The sequence below is a fragment of the Achromobacter sp. SX5 genome (assembly GCF_056711425.1).
Genome location: NZ_CM160041.1, coordinates 3,402,872 through 3,421,119, shown reverse-complemented (window position 1 = coordinate 3,421,119; position 18,248 = coordinate 3,402,872). Strand labels below are relative to the sequence as shown.

General features: G+C 67.9%; 15 protein-coding genes. 7 read left to right on the top strand and 8 right to left on the bottom strand.

Annotated features, from left to right (window positions below; all coding sequences use genetic code 11):
• Window positions 1-42: 42 nt before the first annotated feature.
• The 4 genes from AC1M14_RS16040 to AC1M14_RS16025 are packed head-to-tail and all read right to left on the bottom strand — an operon-like array spanning window position 43 to window position 4,386.
• Window positions 43-1,659, bottom strand: a complete 1,617-nt coding sequence (locus AC1M14_RS16040) for a PepSY-associated TM helix domain-containing protein (RefSeq protein WP_479730007.1) — start codon at window positions 1,657-1,659, stop codon at window positions 43-45.
• A gap of 12 nt (window positions 1,660-1,671) precedes the next feature.
• On the bottom strand, window positions 1,672-1,962 hold the full coding sequence (locus AC1M14_RS16035) for a hypothetical protein (protein WP_102771482.1): 291 nt from the start codon (window positions 1,960-1,962) through the stop codon (window positions 1,672-1,674).
• Window positions 1,949-2,254, bottom strand: coding sequence for a hypothetical protein (locus AC1M14_RS16030; protein ID WP_247747603.1), 306 nt, complete (start codon window positions 2,252-2,254; stop codon window positions 1,949-1,951). The genes AC1M14_RS16035 and AC1M14_RS16030 overlap by 14 nt, the downstream gene beginning before the upstream one ends.
• A 23-nt stretch (window positions 2,255-2,277) precedes the next feature.
• On the bottom strand, window positions 2,278-4,386 hold the full coding sequence (locus AC1M14_RS16025; protein WP_479730006.1) for a TonB-dependent receptor: 2,109 nt from the start codon (window positions 4,384-4,386) through the stop codon (window positions 2,278-2,280).
• A gap of 223 nt (window positions 4,387-4,609) precedes the next feature.
• Here AC1M14_RS16025 and AC1M14_RS16020 point away from each other — a divergent pair, with 223 nt between their 5' ends.
• Entirely contained in the window at window positions 4,610-5,194 is a 585-nt protein-coding gene (locus tag AC1M14_RS16020) for a cysteine hydrolase family protein (RefSeq protein WP_479730005.1), read from the top strand.
• Here the strand turns inward: AC1M14_RS16020 and AC1M14_RS16015 are convergent.
• Together AC1M14_RS16015 and AC1M14_RS16010 are read right to left on the bottom strand one after the other, a co-directional pair.
• Window positions 5,191-5,874 carry a GntR family transcriptional regulator gene (locus tag AC1M14_RS16015; protein ID WP_111825400.1) on the bottom strand — a complete coding sequence of 228 codons (684 nt, stop codon included), beginning with the start codon at window positions 5,872-5,874 and terminating at the stop codon, window positions 5,191-5,193. The genes AC1M14_RS16020 and AC1M14_RS16015 overlap by 4 nt on opposite strands.
• Window positions 5,875-5,882: 8 nt before the next feature.
• A complete protein-coding gene (locus AC1M14_RS16010; protein ID WP_168202130.1) occupies window positions 5,883-7,658 on the bottom strand; it encodes an IlvD/Edd family dehydratase in 1,776 nt (591 codons plus the stop codon).
• Between the two features lie 219 nt (window positions 7,659-7,877).
• Between AC1M14_RS16010 and AC1M14_RS16005 the strand changes: the two genes are divergently transcribed.
• Window positions 7,878-8,873, top strand: a complete 996-nt coding sequence (locus AC1M14_RS16005; protein WP_102771478.1) for a Bug family tripartite tricarboxylate transporter substrate binding protein — start codon at window positions 7,878-7,880, stop codon at window positions 8,871-8,873.
• Between the two features lie 278 nt (window positions 8,874-9,151).
• A complete protein-coding gene (gene pdeR, locus AC1M14_RS16000) occupies window positions 9,152-11,149 on the top strand; it encodes a cyclic di-GMP phosphodiesterase (RefSeq protein WP_102771477.1) in 1,998 nt (665 codons plus the stop codon).
• Window positions 11,150-11,182: 33 nt separating this feature from the next.
• Here the strand turns inward: pdeR and AC1M14_RS15995 are convergent, their stop codons facing one another.
• Window positions 11,183-12,067 (bottom strand): crotonase/enoyl-CoA hydratase family protein, encoded by an 885-nt coding sequence (locus tag AC1M14_RS15995; protein WP_102771476.1) that lies wholly within the window; start codon window positions 12,065-12,067, stop codon window positions 11,183-11,185.
• A gap of 310 nt (window positions 12,068-12,377) precedes the next feature.
• A complete protein-coding gene (locus tag AC1M14_RS15990) occupies window positions 12,378-13,772 on the bottom strand; it encodes a GntP family permease (RefSeq protein ID WP_209164886.1) in 1,395 nt (464 codons plus the stop codon).
• Between the two features lie 205 nt (window positions 13,773-13,977).
• Between AC1M14_RS15990 and AC1M14_RS15985 the strand changes: the two genes are divergently transcribed.
• The 4 genes from AC1M14_RS15985 (at window position 13,978) to AC1M14_RS15970 (ending at window position 18,232) form a co-directional block, all read left to right on the top strand.
• Complete coding sequence (locus AC1M14_RS15985) at window positions 13,978-14,442, top strand: MarR family winged helix-turn-helix transcriptional regulator (protein ID WP_479730004.1); 465 nt, start codon at window positions 13,978-13,980, stop codon at window positions 14,440-14,442.
• Window positions 14,443-14,548: 106 nt separating this feature from the next.
• A complete protein-coding gene (locus AC1M14_RS15980) occupies window positions 14,549-15,511 on the top strand; it encodes a TauD/TfdA dioxygenase family protein (protein ID WP_479730003.1) in 963 nt (320 codons plus the stop codon).
• Complete coding sequence (locus tag AC1M14_RS15975) at window positions 15,498-16,766, top strand: MFS transporter (protein WP_479730002.1); 1,269 nt, start codon at window positions 15,498-15,500, stop codon at window positions 16,764-16,766. The genes AC1M14_RS15980 and AC1M14_RS15975 overlap by 14 nt, the downstream gene beginning before the upstream one ends.
• Window positions 16,767-16,795: 29 nt before the next feature.
• Entirely contained in the window at window positions 16,796-18,232 is a 1,437-nt protein-coding gene (locus AC1M14_RS15970) for an aldehyde dehydrogenase family protein (protein WP_479730001.1), read from the top strand.
• The last annotated feature ends 16 nt before the right edge of the window (window positions 18,233-18,248 follow it).

The following is an 18,248-nucleotide window of genomic DNA, read 5'->3' as shown; positions in this document are numbered from 1 at the left end:
GCGCCGATAAGTCATCGAGAGAAAATCTGAGCGCCGCGGTGGCTATTCGGTGCTGGCAAGCGGCAGCCTGGGCGCCCATACGCTGTCGGGCTCGCCGCGCGCGATGCGGCGCGCGCTGGCCTGCGCCAGCCAGGCGAACCCCAGGGCCATCGCCAGCGCCGTGGCGTCCACGGCCAGGGTCGCCGCCGACGCGTGCGCCCAAAGGCCGGACGCGGGAAACAGGGCGCCCAGCAGCGAGGTCGCCGGGATCGCCAGGGCCAGCGCCGCGGCCAGCCTAAGCAGATGCACGCCCGCCGCCGCGCCGCCGCGCAGGAAGGCCCAGGCGATGCACGCGAAGAAAGCCAGGTAGTACAGCGCTTGCAGCCAGGCGTCCAGGTCGCCCACGCGCCCATGAAGCCATTTGGACGCAAGCATCATCAGCGAAATCCCGCATACGCTTCCCAGGCAGACGCCGACGGTGGCCGAGGCCATCAGGCGCGTGTCCAGCCGTTGCGCGGGTATTGCGCCGGTCCGCCGGTCGGCCCGCTTGCGGCGGGTTTCGATCCACAGCAGGTTGCCGCTGTAGAACAGCCAGGCGCCCGCCAGCCCAAGCAGGAAGTACAGCCATTTCACGGCCGCTCCGCCGAAGGACGCCATATGCAGGGCGAAGAAGCTGCTGATCCAGAGATTGGGCGTGTCCTGCCCGCCCGGCAGGTAGTCGGTGCTGAGGACCTTGCCGGAATACGGATCGAGCGCCAGGAAGCCGCCCATTGCCCTGGGCGAGACGGCGCGCTCGTTCTTGCCCCATACGCGCACCAGGGCGCGCGGACCGGCGATGCGCTGGTATTGCAGCGTTTCGGGTTCGAAGCCGGGCGCGAACTCGCGCGCCCGGGCCACCAGCTCCCGGGGCGTGAGCAGGGCCGCCGGATCGCGCGGGCCGGCGGTTTCGGGCGGACCCGCGCGCTGGAACAGCGCCGCCAGCTTGCCCTCGTACATCAGCTTGTCCTGCAGGTCGTAGATGCCGTCGTGAAACGCGAACACGACCGAGCTGAGCGCCATGACGATATGGAAGGGCAGGGAAACGATGCCCACCACGTTGTGCGCGTCCAGCCACATGCGTTTGAGGTTGCGGCCGGTGCGCAGGGCAAAGAAGTCCTTCACCAGCGACGGCAGCAGCACGATGACGCCGGAGACCAGCGCAAGCGCGTACAGCGACGCGACCACGCCCATGAACCAGCGGGCGGGATCGCTGTCGACGGGCAGGCCCACCACGCGGTGCAGCACGTCCACGAAGGACGCCAGCCCGCTGGGCCTGGATTGCTCCATTTGCAGCCCGCCCGCATCCAGGTAGGCGATGTAATGGCGCTTCGATGCTTCATCGCCCTCATTCCCGTCGGCCTCATCCCAGCCCATGCGGGCCGGCACGTGCTCGGCGTTGCGCAGATGAATGGCGAAGCCGTCGGCCACCTCGGGCCGCGCCGCCAGGACGCTGGCGATCAGGCCGGGGGTCTCGTCCAGCGGCAGGTACGAGACGGTCGGATTCGGCGTGGCCCAGCGGACGATGGGCTCTTTGAAGACCGTCAGCGCGCCCGCGTAGAACGCGATGAACAACGCCATGCCCGTCAGAATGCCGGTCCAGGTATGGACGGACTTGTAGATGCGTATCAGGTCGGCTTTCATGGCGTGTCTCCGTCAAAGCGCGCCGGTCAGGAACAGCGCGGCATACAGCGCCAGGCATGCCCCGCCCAGCCAGGCCCAGGCGCGCGCGCCGCTGGTGAAGAAATAGACGGTGCCGAGCACGCCGAGCCAGACGGGCGGCACCAGCCACATGACGAGCTGCGAGCGCGTCACCAGCGGGATGCCGGCGGTCAGCGCGGCCAGCGCGGCGCTGGCGCCGATGGCAAGCGCGAACCCCAGCAGCGCGCCCGCCAGGCTCTTGGATATCCAGTCGCGCCGGATGGCGGCGGGCTTACCGGGTTTCATGCCGGGTTTCATGGGTATCGCTCCCGTGCGATCCCGCGAGAGCGCCGAGGTAGGGGATGAGGCTGAAGAACAGCATCAGGGCCGTGCAGAACACGAACACGGCCGCGACGCGCGTATGGGTGTACAGGCAGCCCCAGCCGCCAAGCGCCAGCAGGACGAGGCCCGCCGTGCGCGCCGGCAGCGTGGGCCAGGGTAGGGGCCGCCAGCGCTGGTTGGGCGAGGCGCGATAGATGCAGAAGCAGCCCAGGAATATGGCGGCCAGGCTGAGGGCGATCAGCGTTTGGATAATCATCTTGGCAAGGTTTCCGCTGGCGCTCAGAAGGTGATGCTGGCGGAGGCCGTGACGGTGCGCGCCGGGCCCAGCGTGGCGATCGGGGTGGTGTCGCTGAAGCTTCCGGCGTAATAGTGCTTGTCGAACACGTTGTTGACGTTCAGGCGCAGCACCACGTCGCGGCCGTTGACCTGCATGGCGTAGCGCGCGCCCAGGTCCAGCTGGCCCCAGCCCGGCAGCCGCAGCTTGTTGGCGGCGTCGGCGTACTGGCTGGAGGTGGCCTGCACGCGGCCGCTCAGGGTCAGGCCGGGCACCCACGGGGCGTCCCATTCCAGCCCGGTATTGGCCTGCCACCGCGGCGCGCCGACCGCGGTATTGTCGTCGTAGCGGCCGAAAGCGGTCTTGACCTGCTTGCCCTGGGAATAGGTGACGCCGCCCAGCACGCGCAGCCCGGGCGCGAGTTCGCCGAAGGTGTTCCATTCCACGCCGCGCACGCGCTTTTCGCCGCCGTCGGCATACGTGGGGCTGGAGGCCGACCCTTGGGCGACCAGCATGGGCTTGTCGATCTGGAAGACGGCCAGCGTATTGACGAACGCGCCCGCGTTCCACTTGACGCCCAGTTCCTTCTGCTCGGTCTTGTAGGGCGCGAACACCTGCCCGTAGTTGCTGGCGGTGGTGTCGGTGACGCTGTCGCCCTTGCTCAGGCCCTGCACGTAGTTGGCGTAGAGCGAGACGTCCGGCCCCCACGGTTTGACGACGATGGCGGCCGCGGGCGTCACGGCGTCCTTGTCGTAGCGGGTCGTCGTCTTGCCGGCGCTGTCGAAGTTCGTGGTCTTGACGCGCTGGTTGCGCAAGCCGGCGGTCACCCGCAGCTTGTCGTCGAGAAAGGACACAGTGTCCACCAGCGCCAGGCTGGACAGGGTATTTTCCGCCGTCTTGGGCGCGCTGCCCGGCATGGCCGGCATGACCGGCGTGACCGGATCGTAGATGTTGGACTTGAAGGTGGAGCGCGCGCCTATGGACGAACCGTCTTCCAGGTCGAGCCGGGAGGCCTGCAGCACCAGTTCGTGGCCGACGCCGCCCGTTTCGAAGCGCGTGCGCAGGCCGGCCTCGGCCGACCTGGCGTCGGTGTAGGCGCGCTGGCCGACGATGACGCCCGTGAAATTGCCCTCGGCGTCGATCTGCCGCGCGTGGGTGCCGTTGATCAGCCCCGATTGGTGGCTGGCGCGCCAGCCCACGCCGGCGAAGGCCGACACATGGTCGTTGAAACGGTATTCGGCCCGCCCGATGACGGCGTTGCTCTGTATGTTGCCGTAGCCGGTGCTGAACAGGTTGGTGCGGGGATCGGGGGCTTCGGGAACGACCGAGCCGCCGAACCAGAACATGGCCGGCGTGCCGCCGCTGAACGATTCCTGGCTATGGTAGGCGTCTATGGATGCGGTGAGCGCGCTGCCGCGATAGTCCAGGTCGGCGGAGAAGAATTCGCGCTTGCGGGATTGGCCGTCCAGCGTGGTGGCGCCGTCGCTGAACGAGCCGTTGACGCGCGCGCCCCAGGCGTTGCCCGCGCCGAAGCGCCGGCCGGCGTCGATGGTGGCGCCCAGCTGGCCGTCGGCCTGCCAGTTCACGCCGTAGGTGGCGGCCGGCGTGTCGCCGGCGCGCTTGGGCACCAGGTTGACGCTGCCGCCGACCGCGCCGCTGGGCGCCATACCGCTGAACAGGGCGTTCGGCCCCTTGAGCACTTCGACCCGCTCGACGAATTCGAGCGGGGTGCGTCCCATGGGCGCCAGGCCGTACATGCCGTTGATGGCCACGTCGTTCTGGTTGACGTCGAAGCCACGGATGCGGAAGTTCTCGTACGCGTGCCCGCTGGACGTGGTGAAGCGGATCGACGGGTCGTTGGCCATGACGTCGGCCAGCGTGCGCGCCTGCTGGTTCTGGATGAGTTCGGCGGTGTAGCTCGTGACGTTGAAGGGCGTGTCCATGACGCTCTGGTTGCCCATGAGACCCAGGCGCGCGCCTTCGGCCACCTGGCCGCCGGCATAGGGCGGGGGCAGGTCCTCGTCGCCCAGCGAACCCGCGGTGACCGTGACCGGTTGCAGCGTGGCCGGCGGCGGCGCGGTCTGCGCCCAGGCGTTGGGCAGCGGCAGAAGCATGCTTAGCGCGAGGCCGGGCGCGAGCCGCAGCATTCGCGAGTCGAGTTGGTGTAGCCGCTGGTTGGACAATTTCCGCTCCATTTCAAAATGCAAATGAGAATGATATCGAATAAATATCTTTTAAGACTAGCCCTGTTTGCCAATCTGGGACGCTTGCCGCAACGCCGGCTTGATCCATGACAAGCCGTGCTAGAGTCGATTTCCCCACTGCCAGCCGACCGACATGTCCTCAGACCTCGATTCCGATTCCGCCATCGCGCCCGCGCGCACCGCGCTGCTGGTCATGCATTACCAGACGGACATCATGGCGTTGTTTCCTTCGGCCGCGCCGGCGCTGCTGGCCAACACCCGCGCGCTGTGCGATGCCGCGCGGCGCCGGGGCGTCGCGGTGTATTTCGTGCGCATCGGATTCAGCGCGGGCTACCCGGAGGTCAGCGCGCTGAACAAGAACGGGCAGGGGATCAGGCGGATGGGGCTGTTCGTCGACGACGAGATCGCGCCGCAACTGGGCCGGCGCGAGGACGAGCCCTTGATCGTGGCGCACCGGGCCAGCGCATTCTTCGGCACCGGGCTGCAGGAGCGGTTGTCGGCGGCGGGCGTGGATACCTTGATGATGGCCGGCATCGCGTCCACCGGGGTGATGCTGTCGTCCATCGCCTATGCCAGCGATGCGGACTTCCGGTTGTTCACGGTCAAGGATTGCTGCTACGACCCGGACCCGGTGGTGCACGAACGCCTGTTCGCGACGGCGTTCGAGTCCCGCTGCACGGTGTTGTCCCTGGAGCAGGCCCTGGCGCTGCTCGCCTAGCCGCCCAGGCGCGCCTGCAGCGAGGCCAGGTAGGCGTCGCGCGAGGGCTGAAGATGGTTGCGGCACACGGTCATCAGCGTGTCGCGGTCGCCGTCGCGCAATGCGTGGATCAGCGCCCAGTGTTCCTGGCGCGAGCGTTCGCGGCTGGCGGCCGAGGTCAGCGTGCCGAAGCGGATGGGATGGGTGCGGCGGGCGTATTCCTCGATGGCCTGGGCCAGCACCGTGTTGTCCGGCAGGCTGAAGAATTCGCGGTGAAAGGACTGGTTGCTGCGGAACACGCGGCGCGCGTCGCCGTCGGCGACGGCCGCGTCATGTTCGCGCTGCACCGCCACCAGCGCGGCCAGCCTGGCCGGCGGCACGGGCAGCGGGATCAGGCTGGCGGCCTGCACCTCCAGCATTTCGCGCAGCGCGTAGAGTTCGCGGACTTCGCGCGCCGGGAAGGCGCGCACCACGGCGCCGACGTTGCGCTTTTTTTCGACCGCGCCCAGCAGTTCCAGCCCGGCCAGCACCTGGCGCACGGCATGGCGCTTCATGGAAAAGCGCGCCATGAGTTCGTCTTCGGTGAGCCGTTCGCGCGGGTGCAGGCGGCCGAAGACGATGTCTTCTTCCAGCGCCTCCATGGCGGCCTGGACGGCGTCGGGGGCCTGCGCTTGCAGGCTGTCGGGCGCGATCGCGTTCATGGGCCGGCTTACTTCCCGGGCACGGTGTCGCGCGTGACGGCGGCGCGCAGGAAGTCGAAGTCCACGCCCTGGTCGGCCTGCGTGACCGTCTGCAGGAACAGCTTGCGGTAGCCGCGCTCGGCGACCGGGCGGCTGACCGGCCGGGCCGCGGCGCGGCGCGCCAGTTCGGCGTCGTCGACCAGCAGCGAGATCTCGCGGCGCGACACCGACAGGCGGATGCGGTCGCCGTTCTCGACATAGGCCAGCGGCCCGCCGATGGCGGCTTCGGGCGTGACGTGCAGCACGATGGTGCCGGCCGCGGTGCCGCTCATGCGGCCGTCGGAGATGCGCACCATGTCCTTGACGCCGGCGCGCGCCAGCTTCTTGGGAATGGGCATGTAGCCGGCTTCCGGCATGCCGGGCGCGCCGGTGGGGCCGATGCGCTTGAGCACCAGGATGTCGTCGGCGGTCACGTCGAGCGCCTCGTCGTCGATGCGCCGGGCCATGTCCTCGGCGTCTTCGAACACCACGGCGCGGCCCTCGTGCTCCATGAGCTGGGCGTTGGCGGCCGACTGCTTGATGATGGCGCCGCCGGGGGCCAGGTTGCCGCGCAGCACGGCCAGGCCGCCCACGGGATAGATGGGCGAGGCGGCGCTGCGGATCACGTCCTGCGCGAAGGCGGGCGGCGCGTCGTCCAGCTCTTCGCCCAGCGTGCGGCCGGACACGGTCAGCGCGTCCAGATGCAGGTAGGGGCGCAGTTCGCGCAGCAGCGCGGGCATGCCGCCGGCGTGGTGGAAGTCTTCCATATAGTGCTGGCCGGAGGGCTTCAGATCCACCAGCACCGGCGTCTCGCGGCTGATGCGGTCCAGGCCGGCCAGGTCGATGTCGATTCCCAGGCGTCCGGCGATCGCCGTCAGGTGCACGATGCCGTTGGTGGAGCCGCCGATGGCCAGCAGCACCCGCAGGGCGTTTTCGATGGACTTGCCGGTCAGGATGCGGTCGGGCGTGAGCCGCGCGGCGGCCATGGCCACGGCGGTGGCGCCGGTTTTCTCGGCCACGCGCACGCGGTCGGCGGTGACGGCCGGCGCCGAGGCGCCGCCGGCGACCATCATGCCCAGGGCTTCGGTGATGCAGGCCATGGTGCTGGCCGTGCCCATCACGGAACAGGTGCCCACGCTGGCCACCAGCTGGTTGTTGACGTCCGCGATCTCCTGCGCGTCGATCTCTTCGGCGCGGTAGCGGCCCCAGTAGCGGCGGCAGTCGGTGCAGGCGCCCACGCGCTCGCCGCGGTGCGAGCCGGTCAGCATGGAGCCGGTGACCAGCTGGATCGCCGGCACGCCGGCCGAGGCCGCGCCCATCAGCTGGGCGGGCACGGTCTTGTCGCAGCCGCCGATCAGCACCACGGCGTCCATGGGCTGTGCGCGGATCATTTCCTCGGTGTCCATGGACATGAGGTTGCGCAGGTACATGCTGGTGGGCTGCGAGAAACTTTCGTGGACCGAAATGGTGGGGAAGTCCATCGGCAGGCCGCCGGCCAGCATCACGCCGCGCTTGACCGCTTCGATCAGCTGCGGGGCGTTGCCGTGGCACGGGTTGTAGCTGCTGCCGGTGTTGACGATGCCGATGATAGGACGCGACAGCGCGTCGTCGGTGTAGCCGGCGCCCTTGATGAAGGCCTTGCGCAGGAACAGCGAAAAGCCGGTGTCGCCGTAGTTGGTGAGCCCGCGCGCCACGCCGCGGGCGGCTGCGCCGGCGCTGTCGAAGGGGCCGGGGGCCGGCTTGTCGTTGTGGGTCTCGTCCGTCATCTTGATCTCGATAATATTATTGATAATTTGATGGCGGCATCATAGCGAGCCTTTGCACACAGCCGCAAGCGCTTTGTACGACGATTTCTATTGATCTGAATATAAGATCAGTCGATAGAAAAATTCTGCTTCTTCAATCAAGTGGCCCACCCTAAACTGGCGCCGTTGACGAGCCGGGCGTTGCTCCAATTCCTATACCCATCCCGGCAGGAGACCTACATGTCAGACCTGCGCCTGCGGCCGCGCCGCGCCGTCCTGTTTTCCCTGCTGGCGCTGTGCGCCGGCGTTTCCGCTCCGGCGCTGGCCGCCGACAGCTATCCCGACAAGCCGATCCGCATGATCGTGCCCTATCCCCCGGGCGGCGCCACCGACGTGATCGGCCGCGTGCTGGCGCAGGAACTCACCGGCGCGCTGGGCCAGTCGGTGGTGGTGGAGAACCGCGCGGGCGCGGCCGGCAACATCGGCGCCGACCAGGTCGCCAAGGCGCCGGCCGACGGCTATACGCTGCTGATGGGCGCGCTGACCAGCCATTCGATCAACGCCGCGCTGTACCGCGGCCGCGTCACCTACGACGTGGAAAAGAGCTTCGCGCCGGTTTCCATTGTCGGCACGGTGCCACTGGTGTTCGTGGTGAACCCGTCGGTGAAGGCCAACACGCTGGCGGAATTCATCGCGCTGGCCAAGTCCAAGCCGGGCTTCATCACCATGGCCTCGGCCGGCAACGGCTCGCCGCAGCACCTGGCCGGCGAAATGTTCAAGCGCACGGCGGGCGTGGACGTGCTGCACGTGCCCTACAAGGGCAGCGGCCCGGCCATGACCGACCTGATGGGCGGCCAGGTACTGAGCATGATCGAGACGGTGCCGGCGGCCCAGGCCAACATCAAGGCCGGCAAGCTGCGCGCGCTGGCGGTGACTTCGCCGCAGCGCGTGGACGCGCTGCCCGACGTGCCCACCGCCGAGCAGGCCGGCCTGAAGGGCTTCGAGGTCAGCTCCATGTTCGGCATCGTGGCGCCGGCCAACACGCCCGCGCCGGTGATCGAGCGCCTGAACGGCGAACTGAAGAAGATCCTGGCCAAGCCCGACGTCCAGGCCTCCCTGCTCAAGCAGGGCGCGATCGCCACCTGGACCACGCCGGCCGACGCCAGCGCCCGCGTGTCGGCCGAAGTGGCGCGCTGGACCAAGGTGATCGACGAGGCCGGCGTCAAGGGAGAGTGACGATACGCCCGCGTCGAGGTTGCGCCGTTACGTCACTTGCGGACGTTCCGGCGCGGCTGTGTCGGGCGCGCAACAAGGCTTGCGTGAAAACGCAAGCGCGCGCATCAAACGGTTTGCGGCCCCTGGGGATTGTTGCGGCAACACGCTGCGACGCCCCTGGGATCGGCCGCAATATTCCGCAATAATCCCCGGCGGCCCCTCTGGGGGAGGTTGACCCTGAATTGACTAAGCCGTAATGTACTTTGCGGGCCGCTCTAGGGCGGCAGGGGGATACAAACGTGACAGACAGCCAGGACGAAAGATCGATCCTGTATACGCATTTCGGCACGCATAGCCCGTACTGGCGCCTTGCCGCCGATAGCGATGCATTCGAGCTGGCCGCGGTCAAGGGCGCGGCGAACATCGCCACGGCCCTGCGTCCCGAGCAGGCGGCGGCGATACGCGCGCTGACCGGCATTACCTCCAGCCTCCCGATCGACATCACGCTGTACGGAGACCCGGTGCGTCTGCACCTGGTGGGCCGCAAGATCAACCCCAACGAATGGGCCGGCACCGCGTCCGCCCATTCCGATACCGCATCCGTCGCCAAGGACCTGGTCGAGGGCCTGTCCTTCGCCGAGACCGTGGTGTCCGAGGCCAACTCGGTCATCGTCATCGTCGACCAGCACGGCCGGGTGCAGCGCTTCAACAAACTGAGCGAGGAATACACCGGCAAGCGCGAACAGGACATCGTCGGGCGCAGCGTGTTCGACATGTTCATGACGCGCGAAGAGGCCATCGCGTCGCGGCGCAACATCGCCGAGTTCTACAAGCACGGCCAGTCCTACGAGGCCGAGCGGGTGATCAACACGGTCAAGGGCCCGCGCCTGTTCCTGTTCCGCAACAAGTTCGTCACCAGCGGCAGCGGCGAGAAACGCACCTACCTGATCTGTTCGGGCACCGACATCACGGAAGAACGCCAGGCCCAGGAACGCCTGCGCGTGCTGGCCAATACCGACATGCTGACCAACCTGCCGAACCGCCACGCGATCACGACGCGGCTGAAGACGGCGCTGGCGGCCGGCGCGGACGCGCGCGGCGGCGTGCTGTTCCTGGACCTGGACAATTTCAAGCGCATCAACGACCACTACGGCCACGGCTTCGGCGACCACCTGCTCAAGTCGGTGGCGGTGGCCATCTCGTCCTGCCTGTCCGAAGGCCAGACGCTGGCGCGGCTGGGCGGCGACGAATTCATCGTGCTGCAGGAAGAGGCCCAGCCCTGGGAACTGGAAGCCACCGCCCAGCGCATCATCGAGCGCCTGCGCGAACCGTTCCGTCAGGGGCTGATCGAGGTCTACACCAGTTGCTCCATCGGCATCGCCATGTACCCCGACCACGGCGACGACCTCGACAGCGTGGTGCGCAGCGCCGACATCGCCATGTACGTGGCCAAGGAAGCCGGACGCCATACCTACCGCGTGTTCCAGCCCGAGATGGACCGCCGCAACGCGGACTACGTGTGGCTCGACACCAACCTGCGCAAGGCCCTGACCGAAGGCCACCTGATGCTGTACTACCAGCCCAAGCTGGCCGGACGCACGGGCGAGGTCACCAGCGTCGAGGCGCTGCTGCGCTGGCGTTCGCCCGAGCGCGGCATGGTCTGTCCGAGCGCCTTCATTCCCTATGCCGAGGAATCGGGCCTGATCTCGCCGCTGGGCGTCTGGGTCATGCGCGAAGCCGCGCGCCAGGCGGCCGCCTGGAAGCAGGACGGCCTGAACATCCGGATCGCCGTCAACATCTCGGCGCGCCAGCTGAATGACAAGGGCGTGGTCAGCGAGTTCATGCGCGCGACCAGCGACGCCGGCCTGGACCCCTGCCTGCTGGACATCGAACTCACCGAAAGCTGCTTGATCGAAGACGAAAACGCGGCCATAGAACTGATCAAGCAGTTCCGCCAGCTGGGCGCGCGGGTGCACCTGGACGACTTCGGCACCGGCTATTCCTCGCTGTCGCAGCTGGCCCGGATTCCGCTGGACGCGATCAAGCTCGACGCCAGCTTCGTGCGCGGGGTCAACGAGAATCCGGTGTCGCAGGCGCTGGCGCGCGCCATCGTCGCCGTTGCGCGCACGCTGGAACTGAAGGTGATAGCCGAGGGCGTGGAAACCCTGGAGGAAGCGGTGTTCGTGGACTCGCTCGGGGTGGACGCCAAGCAGGGCTATCTGTACGCCAAGCCCATGCCGGCGGCCGAATTCTCGGCCTGGCTGGCCCAGCGCCGCCGGCTGCACCTGATCGCCTGATCGCTTGCAGCAGCCGGCCCGGCGCGCCGGGGATCAATGCATGGTGGCTTCCGTGCCCGACTCGGACGTGACGGCGCTGCGCCGGTTCTGCGCCATCACCAGGCGTTCCATGTAGGCGCGGTCCTTGGGATCGATCGAGAACGCGGCCTCGACCCAATCCTCGGTGATGTCCATCAGCTCGGAGCGCGGCAGGCTCAGCACGCGCTGGCGCGCGCGCAGCATGGCGCGCATGCCGTTGAGCTTGGGCCGCATCACGTCGATGAAGGTGCGCGTGGCCTTGTACGCGTCGCCCGGCTCGAACAGCACGTCCACCAGGCCGCGCGCATGGAACCATTCGGCGGTATGGGATTCGCCCGTGCCGATCAGTTCCTCGGCCAGCTTCATGCCCGAACGGCGCGCCACCAGCGAGTACCCGCCCATGCCCGGGAACAGGTTGAACGCCATTTCCGGGAAGCCCATGCGGGCGGTGTTCTGGGCCAGCACGAAGTGGTGCGCCAGCGCCGCCTCGAAGCCGCCGCCCAGCGCGGTGCCCTCGATCATGGCCAGCGAGATCGCGCCGGTGTCGAAGCCGCGGGTGGCGGCGTGCACGCAATCCACGCAGGCCCGGGCGTAGGCCCGCAGGGCCTCGCGGCGGCCGGTGCGGATCGCCTCGGCAAAGAAGTTGAGATCGCCGCCGACGTTGTAGATCTGCGGCACCAGCGAGCCCGTGACCCAGAAGTCGATGGGCAGGCCGGAATCCTTGGCGGCGCGCGCCAGGGTCATGATCTCGTCGATCAATTCATGGTTGAAGCACGGCCGCGGGTGTGCCCGCAGCATCATCCACATGACTCGACGTCCCTCCTCGTAAAACGCGGAGATCTGCTTCAGATTGCCGGCGGCGGTGAAGGGGTGGCAGTCCGGATGAATGAGCTGATTCATTTACTTTCGTCCAATCGATCAAGGTGAGTCGGAGTACTGCGGCTTCAGCCTAATACAGACCTTCGGGCTTCCGTCTCATGCAAAACTCATGCGACTGGCCAGAGTTCTCCGTAATGCAAAGGCCGGAGTGATCGTTGGAGAAAAAATGCGGGCGCGGCGCGGCGCTCAACCCCTCAGCCGAGGCGCGCATACGGAGAAGGGATGAGGGGGCGAGCAAATCCGCGGCTCTCCGGGCGGCGCCCGGCGAGCCGGGCGGGGTGGCCCGGCTCATGCTTAGGAACGAGGGGGGAGAGGGCGACGGCCGCCGCCTTCAGACGATGCCGGTCAGGTAATAGACGGCGATCGTCACGAAAACCGACAGCGTCGAGATCAGCGTGATGGCGAAAATATCGCCGTAGGACTGGCGGTGGGTCAGGCCTGTCACGGCCAGCAGCGTGATCACCGCGCCGTTGTGCGGCAGCGTGTCCATGCCGCCGCTGGCCATGGCGGCGATCCGGTGCAGCACCTCCATCGGGATGCCGGCGGCGTTGGCGCTGTCGATGAAGGTCTGCGCCATGGCGGCCAGCGCAATGCTCATTCCGCCCGAGGCCGAACCGGTGATGCCGGCCAGCGAAGTCACGGCCACCGCCTCGCCGACCAGCGGGTCGGGTATGGCCTTGAGCGCGTCGGCCACCAGCAGAAAACCCGGAAGCGCGGCGATCACGCCGCCGAACCCGTACTCGGCGGCGGTGTTCATGGAGGCCAGCAGCGCGCCCGACACCGCGCTCTTGCTGCCTTCGGCGAAATGCGCCCGGATGGCCGAGAACGAGAACAGCAGAATGGTGGCGATGCCCGCGATCAGCGCGCCCATGACCGCCCACAGCGCGACCTGGTCCTGCGCGTTGACCGGCAGCGGCTGGGGCAGGCCGGGCAGCGCCACTTCGGAGCCGGCCGGATACCAGCCCGGAATCCAGCGCGTCAGCAGATAGTTGGCCACGCCCACCACCACCAGCGGCAGCAGCGCGATCAGCGGATGGTGCTGGCGCTCGCCGGGCGGGGTGGCGGGCTCGTTGCGCAGGTCGGTGCCGTAGGTTTCGCCGGCCGCCGCCGCGCGCTTGCGCCGCCATTCCAGGTAGGCGATGCCGGCCGTCAGCGTGCAGGCCGCGCCGATCAGGCCCAGCCACGGCGCCGCCCAGGTCGTGGTCTCGAAGAACGTGGTGGGGATGATGTTCTGGATCTGTGGCGTGCCGGGCAGGGCGGTCATGGTGAAGGTGAACGCGCCCAGCGCGATCGCGCCCGGCATCAGCCGCTTGGGGATGCCGCCCTGGCGGAACATCTCGGCGGCGAAGGGGTACACCGCGAACACCACCACGAACAGCGACACGCCGCCGTAGGTCAGCACCGCGCAGACCAGCACGATGGCCATGATGGCGCGCTCGGCGCCGATCAGGCGCAGCACCGCCTGCACGATGGCGCGCGAAAAGCCCGACAGTTCGATCAGCTTGCCGAACACGGCGCCCAGCAGAAAGACGGGGAAATAGAGCTTGGCGAAGCCCGCCATGCGCTCCATGAAAATGCCCGAGAACACCGGCGCCAGCGCCGATGGGTCCGTCAGCAGCACCGCGCCCATGGCCGCGATGGGCGCGCAGAGAATCACGCTATAGCCGCGATACGCCGCCAGCATCAGGAACGCCAGCGCCGCCACCACGATGATCAATCCGGTCATTCGGTACTCCAGGAATGAAGAGACAAGGGGTGAGGGGCCTCCACCTTACCGCAACAAACCGGATTGCTTATTGCGCGCGGCCCGCGTTCCGGAAGGTCCGTGCCGGCCCCCGGGGCGGGATACGATGCGCTTTGGTGATAGTCTTCTGCTGCGCGGCCGCGGAATTGCCCGGCCCGCGACCCGTCCAATCCACGTTTACTGAAAAGTGTTCGACCTAGACGACTTTCTTCCCTATCGGATCACGGTGCTCGCTTCCCACATCGCCGTCAGCTTCGCCCGGCAGCATGCCGAGCGCTTCGGGCTGTCGATTCCGGAGTGGCGCGTCGTCGCGGTGCTGGGCCGCCACGGCGAGCTGTCCTCCGGCGAAGTCATGGACAAGACCAGCATGGACAAGGCCAAGGTCAGCCGGGCGGTCACGCGCCTTGCCGCCGCCGGCATCATCGCGCGCAAGGCCCATCCGGAAGACCAGCGCAGCAACCGGCTCGAACTCACCCGCGAGGGGCGGCGCATCCACGACCGCATCACCCCGATCGCCGTCGACCTGGAGCGGGAGCTGCTCTCGGTGCTCACGCGCGAAGAGCAGGAGACGTTCGGCAGGGTGCTGGCCAAGCTGGACCGCAAGGTGCTGGACATGGCCGGCAGCGCGCTCGACGGCGACGCGCACATCTAGGCGCGCGGTTCCTCTCGGTATTTTCCCTTGGTCGCCATCTTGTTCCTTTACAAGCGCCGTTTGAAAAATTAGTATCGTTTCAAACGAAACAAATAGGAGACAAGCAATGAACGCCATTGAAACGGATGCGCTCGCCGAACCCGAAGTGCGCGACGGCCTGCGGATCGATCCCATCACGCCCGCCATCGGCGTGGAAGTCGGCGGCCTGCGCCTGCATGGCGAACTGGATCAGGCGTCGATCGACCTGCTGCGCAAGCTGCTGGTCCGGCACAAGGTGCTGGTGTTTCGCGACCAGGACATCTCCGCGCAGGAGCAGGTCGGGTTCGCGCGGCGCTTCGGCGAACTCGAAGTGCATCCGGTGTTTCCCCGCCACGAGCGCTTTCCCGAACTGGTATTGCTGGGCGGCGACGGCAGCAGGCCGGCGCGCGAGAACATCTATCACAGCGACGTCAGCTGGCGCGAGCTGCCGTCGATGGGCTCGGTGCTGCGATGCGTGGAGTGCCCGCCCGTCGGCGGCGATACGGTCTGGGTGAACATGGAGCTGGCCTATCGGCGGCTGCCCGAGTCCGTCAAATCCGCCATACAGGGATTGCAGGCGGTCCACGACATGCTGCCCGGCTTCATCGACAGGATCGAGCCCGATCGCCGCGCCTGGACGCGGCTGGAATTCCCGCCGCAGATTCACCCGGTGGTGCGCGTGCATCCGGAGTCGGGCGAAAAAGTGCTGTACGTGAACGAAGGCTTCACCACCCATTTGCTCAACTACGTCGAATCGGGCGCCTTCGGCGGCATGCCGGAGTTCGCGACGGGCGCGCGGACCCTGCTCGATTACCTGTTCCAGCAGGCGCGCCGCCCCGAATATCAGATGCGGCTGCGCTGGCGCGAGAAAACGGTGGTCTTCTGGGACAACCGTTCGACCCAGCACTACGCCATCCAGGATTATTTCCCCGCGGTGCGGCGCATGACGCGGGCCACCATAACGGGGGAACGCCCGCTGCAGGCGCGCGCCGCCGCCGCGTCGCCTGCGAGTCTTTCATCCGGTCCGGGAGACAGCGATGCACAACGCTAGCGACCGCCGTTCGGCGGCAATCGTCATTGCCCTGCTGTTCGTCTTCATGCTGATCAACTTCGCGGACAAGGCCGCGCTCGGCCTGGTCGCCGTGCCGCTGATGAAGGAACTGGATCTTTCCGCCGACCAGTTCGGCGTCGTCGCGGGCACCTTCTTTTCGCTGTTCGCGATATCCGGGGTGATCGTCGGATTCCTGGCCAACCGCATCGCCGCCAAGCCGCTGCTCGGCGCCCTGGCGCTGATCTGGACGGTTGCGCAATTGCCGCTGGCCCTGGCCACGGCCAGCATGCCCCTGCTCATCGCGTGCCGGGTGTTGCTGGGGGCGGGCGAGGGGCCGGCGTACCCGCTGGCCCTGCACGCCTGCTACAAGTGGGTGCCCAACGGCAAGCGCAACATTCCCACCGCCATCATCATGCAGGGCGGGCAGGCCGGCATGCTGCTCGCCGGTCCGGTGGTGACCTTGCTGACGATCCACTACGGCTGGCGTTCGGCGTTCCTGGTCCTGGGCGTCGCCGGCCTGCTCTGGATGGTGTTGTGGCAACTGTTTTCCAAAGAAGGCCCGCTGGACCAGGCCGCGCCCGCCGCGGCCGACTCGCCGGGGCAGGCCGTGCCGTACCGCCGCCTGCTGCTGGACCCCACCTACATCGGCAGCGTCGCGGTCTATTGGACGGCGTACTGGGTGGTCGCCATCATCTTCACGTGGATTCCGTCGTATCTGCAGAACGCGCTCGGCTATCCGGCTTCGCAGAGCGGCTGGATGTTCTCGCTATTCATCGCCATCAATATTCCGGTGTCGCTGCTGGGGGCCTACGCCTCGGAAGCCATGCTCAGGCGCGGCTGCAGTTCGCGACTGGCGCGCGGCGTCCTGACGGCGATGCTGACGCTGCTGGGCGCGGCGCTGATCCTGCTGGCCGTGCAGGCCGAGATGCCGCGGGACGTGCGCACCGTGCTGCTGGCGCTGGGTTGCAGCCTGCCGCAGATCAGCTTCGTGCTGTGCCCGGCCATCGTCGGAGAAATATCGCCGGTGCGCCAGCGCGGCGCGGCGCTGGCGATCTGCAACTCCATCGCCACCACCGCCGGCCTGATCGCGCCCATCGTCATGGGGCGGATGATAGGCGCGGGGCTGGGTACGGCCGGATACCAGGACGGCCTGATGTGCTCGGCGGCCGTGCTCGCGGCCGGGGCGATGGTCTGCCTGCTGACCGTCAACTCGGAAGGTAGCCTGCGCAGGGTGGGCGCGATCAAGGCCGCCTAGCATCCATTCACTCATATGAGATCGTCATCATGGTTCCCAAGTTTCTGAACACCATCGACGGCCGCCAGGTGGCAGGCGTGGAATGGTTCGATTCATACAACCCCGCCACCGGCGAAGTCATCGGCCATGTGGCCCAATCGACCGAGGCCCAGCTGGCGCAGGCCGTCACGGCGGCGCGCGCCGCGCAGCCGGCCTGGGAAGCCCTGCCGGACGAGGCGCGCCGGCGCGCCATGGCCGACGTGGCGCAAATCCTGCAGGACAATGCCGAGTACCTCGCGGACTGGGTCACGCGCGAACAGGGCAAGCCGCTGGGCGGCCTGGGCCCCGCCGAGATTCCGGGCGCGCGCTACGAACTGGCGGGCTGCGTGGCCTGGACCCAGGCGCCGGCGGCCATGCCGCTGCACGACGAAACCGTTTTCGAGGACGACAGCCGGCGCGACGTGATGCAGCGCAAGCCCTACGGAGTGATCGCCGCCATCGCGCCGTGGAACTGGCCGCTGCTGATCGCGATCTGGCAGATCATTCCGGCCCTGCGCACCGGCAACACCGTCGTGCTCAAGCCGTCGGAATACACCAGCATCGCAAGCCTGGAAATGATCCGCCTGATCGCAGCGGCGCTGCCGCCGGGCGTCATCAACACCGTGGCCGGGGCCGGCGCCACCGGCGCGGCACTGATCGCCCAGCCAGGCATAGACAAGATTCTGTTTACCGGTTCCGGCCGGACCGGTTCGCACATCGCAGGCACGGCGGCGCAGATGCTGCGGCCCACGACCATGGAGCTGGGTGGCAACGACGCCGCCATCGTCCTGGACGACGCCGATCCCGCCCGGATCGCCACGGGACTCTTCTGGGGCGCGTTCCTCAACATGGGCCAGACCTGCGCCTGCATCAAGCGTCTGTACGTGCCCGACAGCCTGCACGACGCCGTGGTCGCGCAGCTCAGACAATTGGCGGCTTCCATGCCCATGGGCAATGGGTTGGAGCCCGGCGTGGCCATCGGGCCGATCCAGAACCGTCCTCAGCACCAGCGCATCGTCCGGCTGGTCGAGCAGGCCCGGGCGCAAGGCGCGGTGGTGGAGTGCGGCGGCGCGCCGGCGGACGGTCCGGGCAATTTCTATCCCGTCACCCTGGTGACCGGCATCGCAGACGGCGCGGCGCTGGTCGACGAAGAGCAGTTCGGTCCGGTCCTGCCCATCATCCGCTACACGGACCTGGACGCCGCGATCGCCAGCGCCAACCGCCTGGACCTGGGCCTGGGCGCGTCGGTCTGGTCGTCCGATCCGGATCGGGCCGCGTCGGTCGCCGACCGCCTGCAGGCGGGCACGGTCTGGATAAACCAGCATGGCGCGGTGCACCCCGCGGTGCCGTTCGGCGACATCAAGGGCTCCGGCTGGGGCGTGGAGTTCGGCCTGGAGGGACTGAAGGGCGTCACCCGGCCCAAGGTCATCAGCCTGGCCAAGGCCTAGCCGGCGCGTGGCCCGG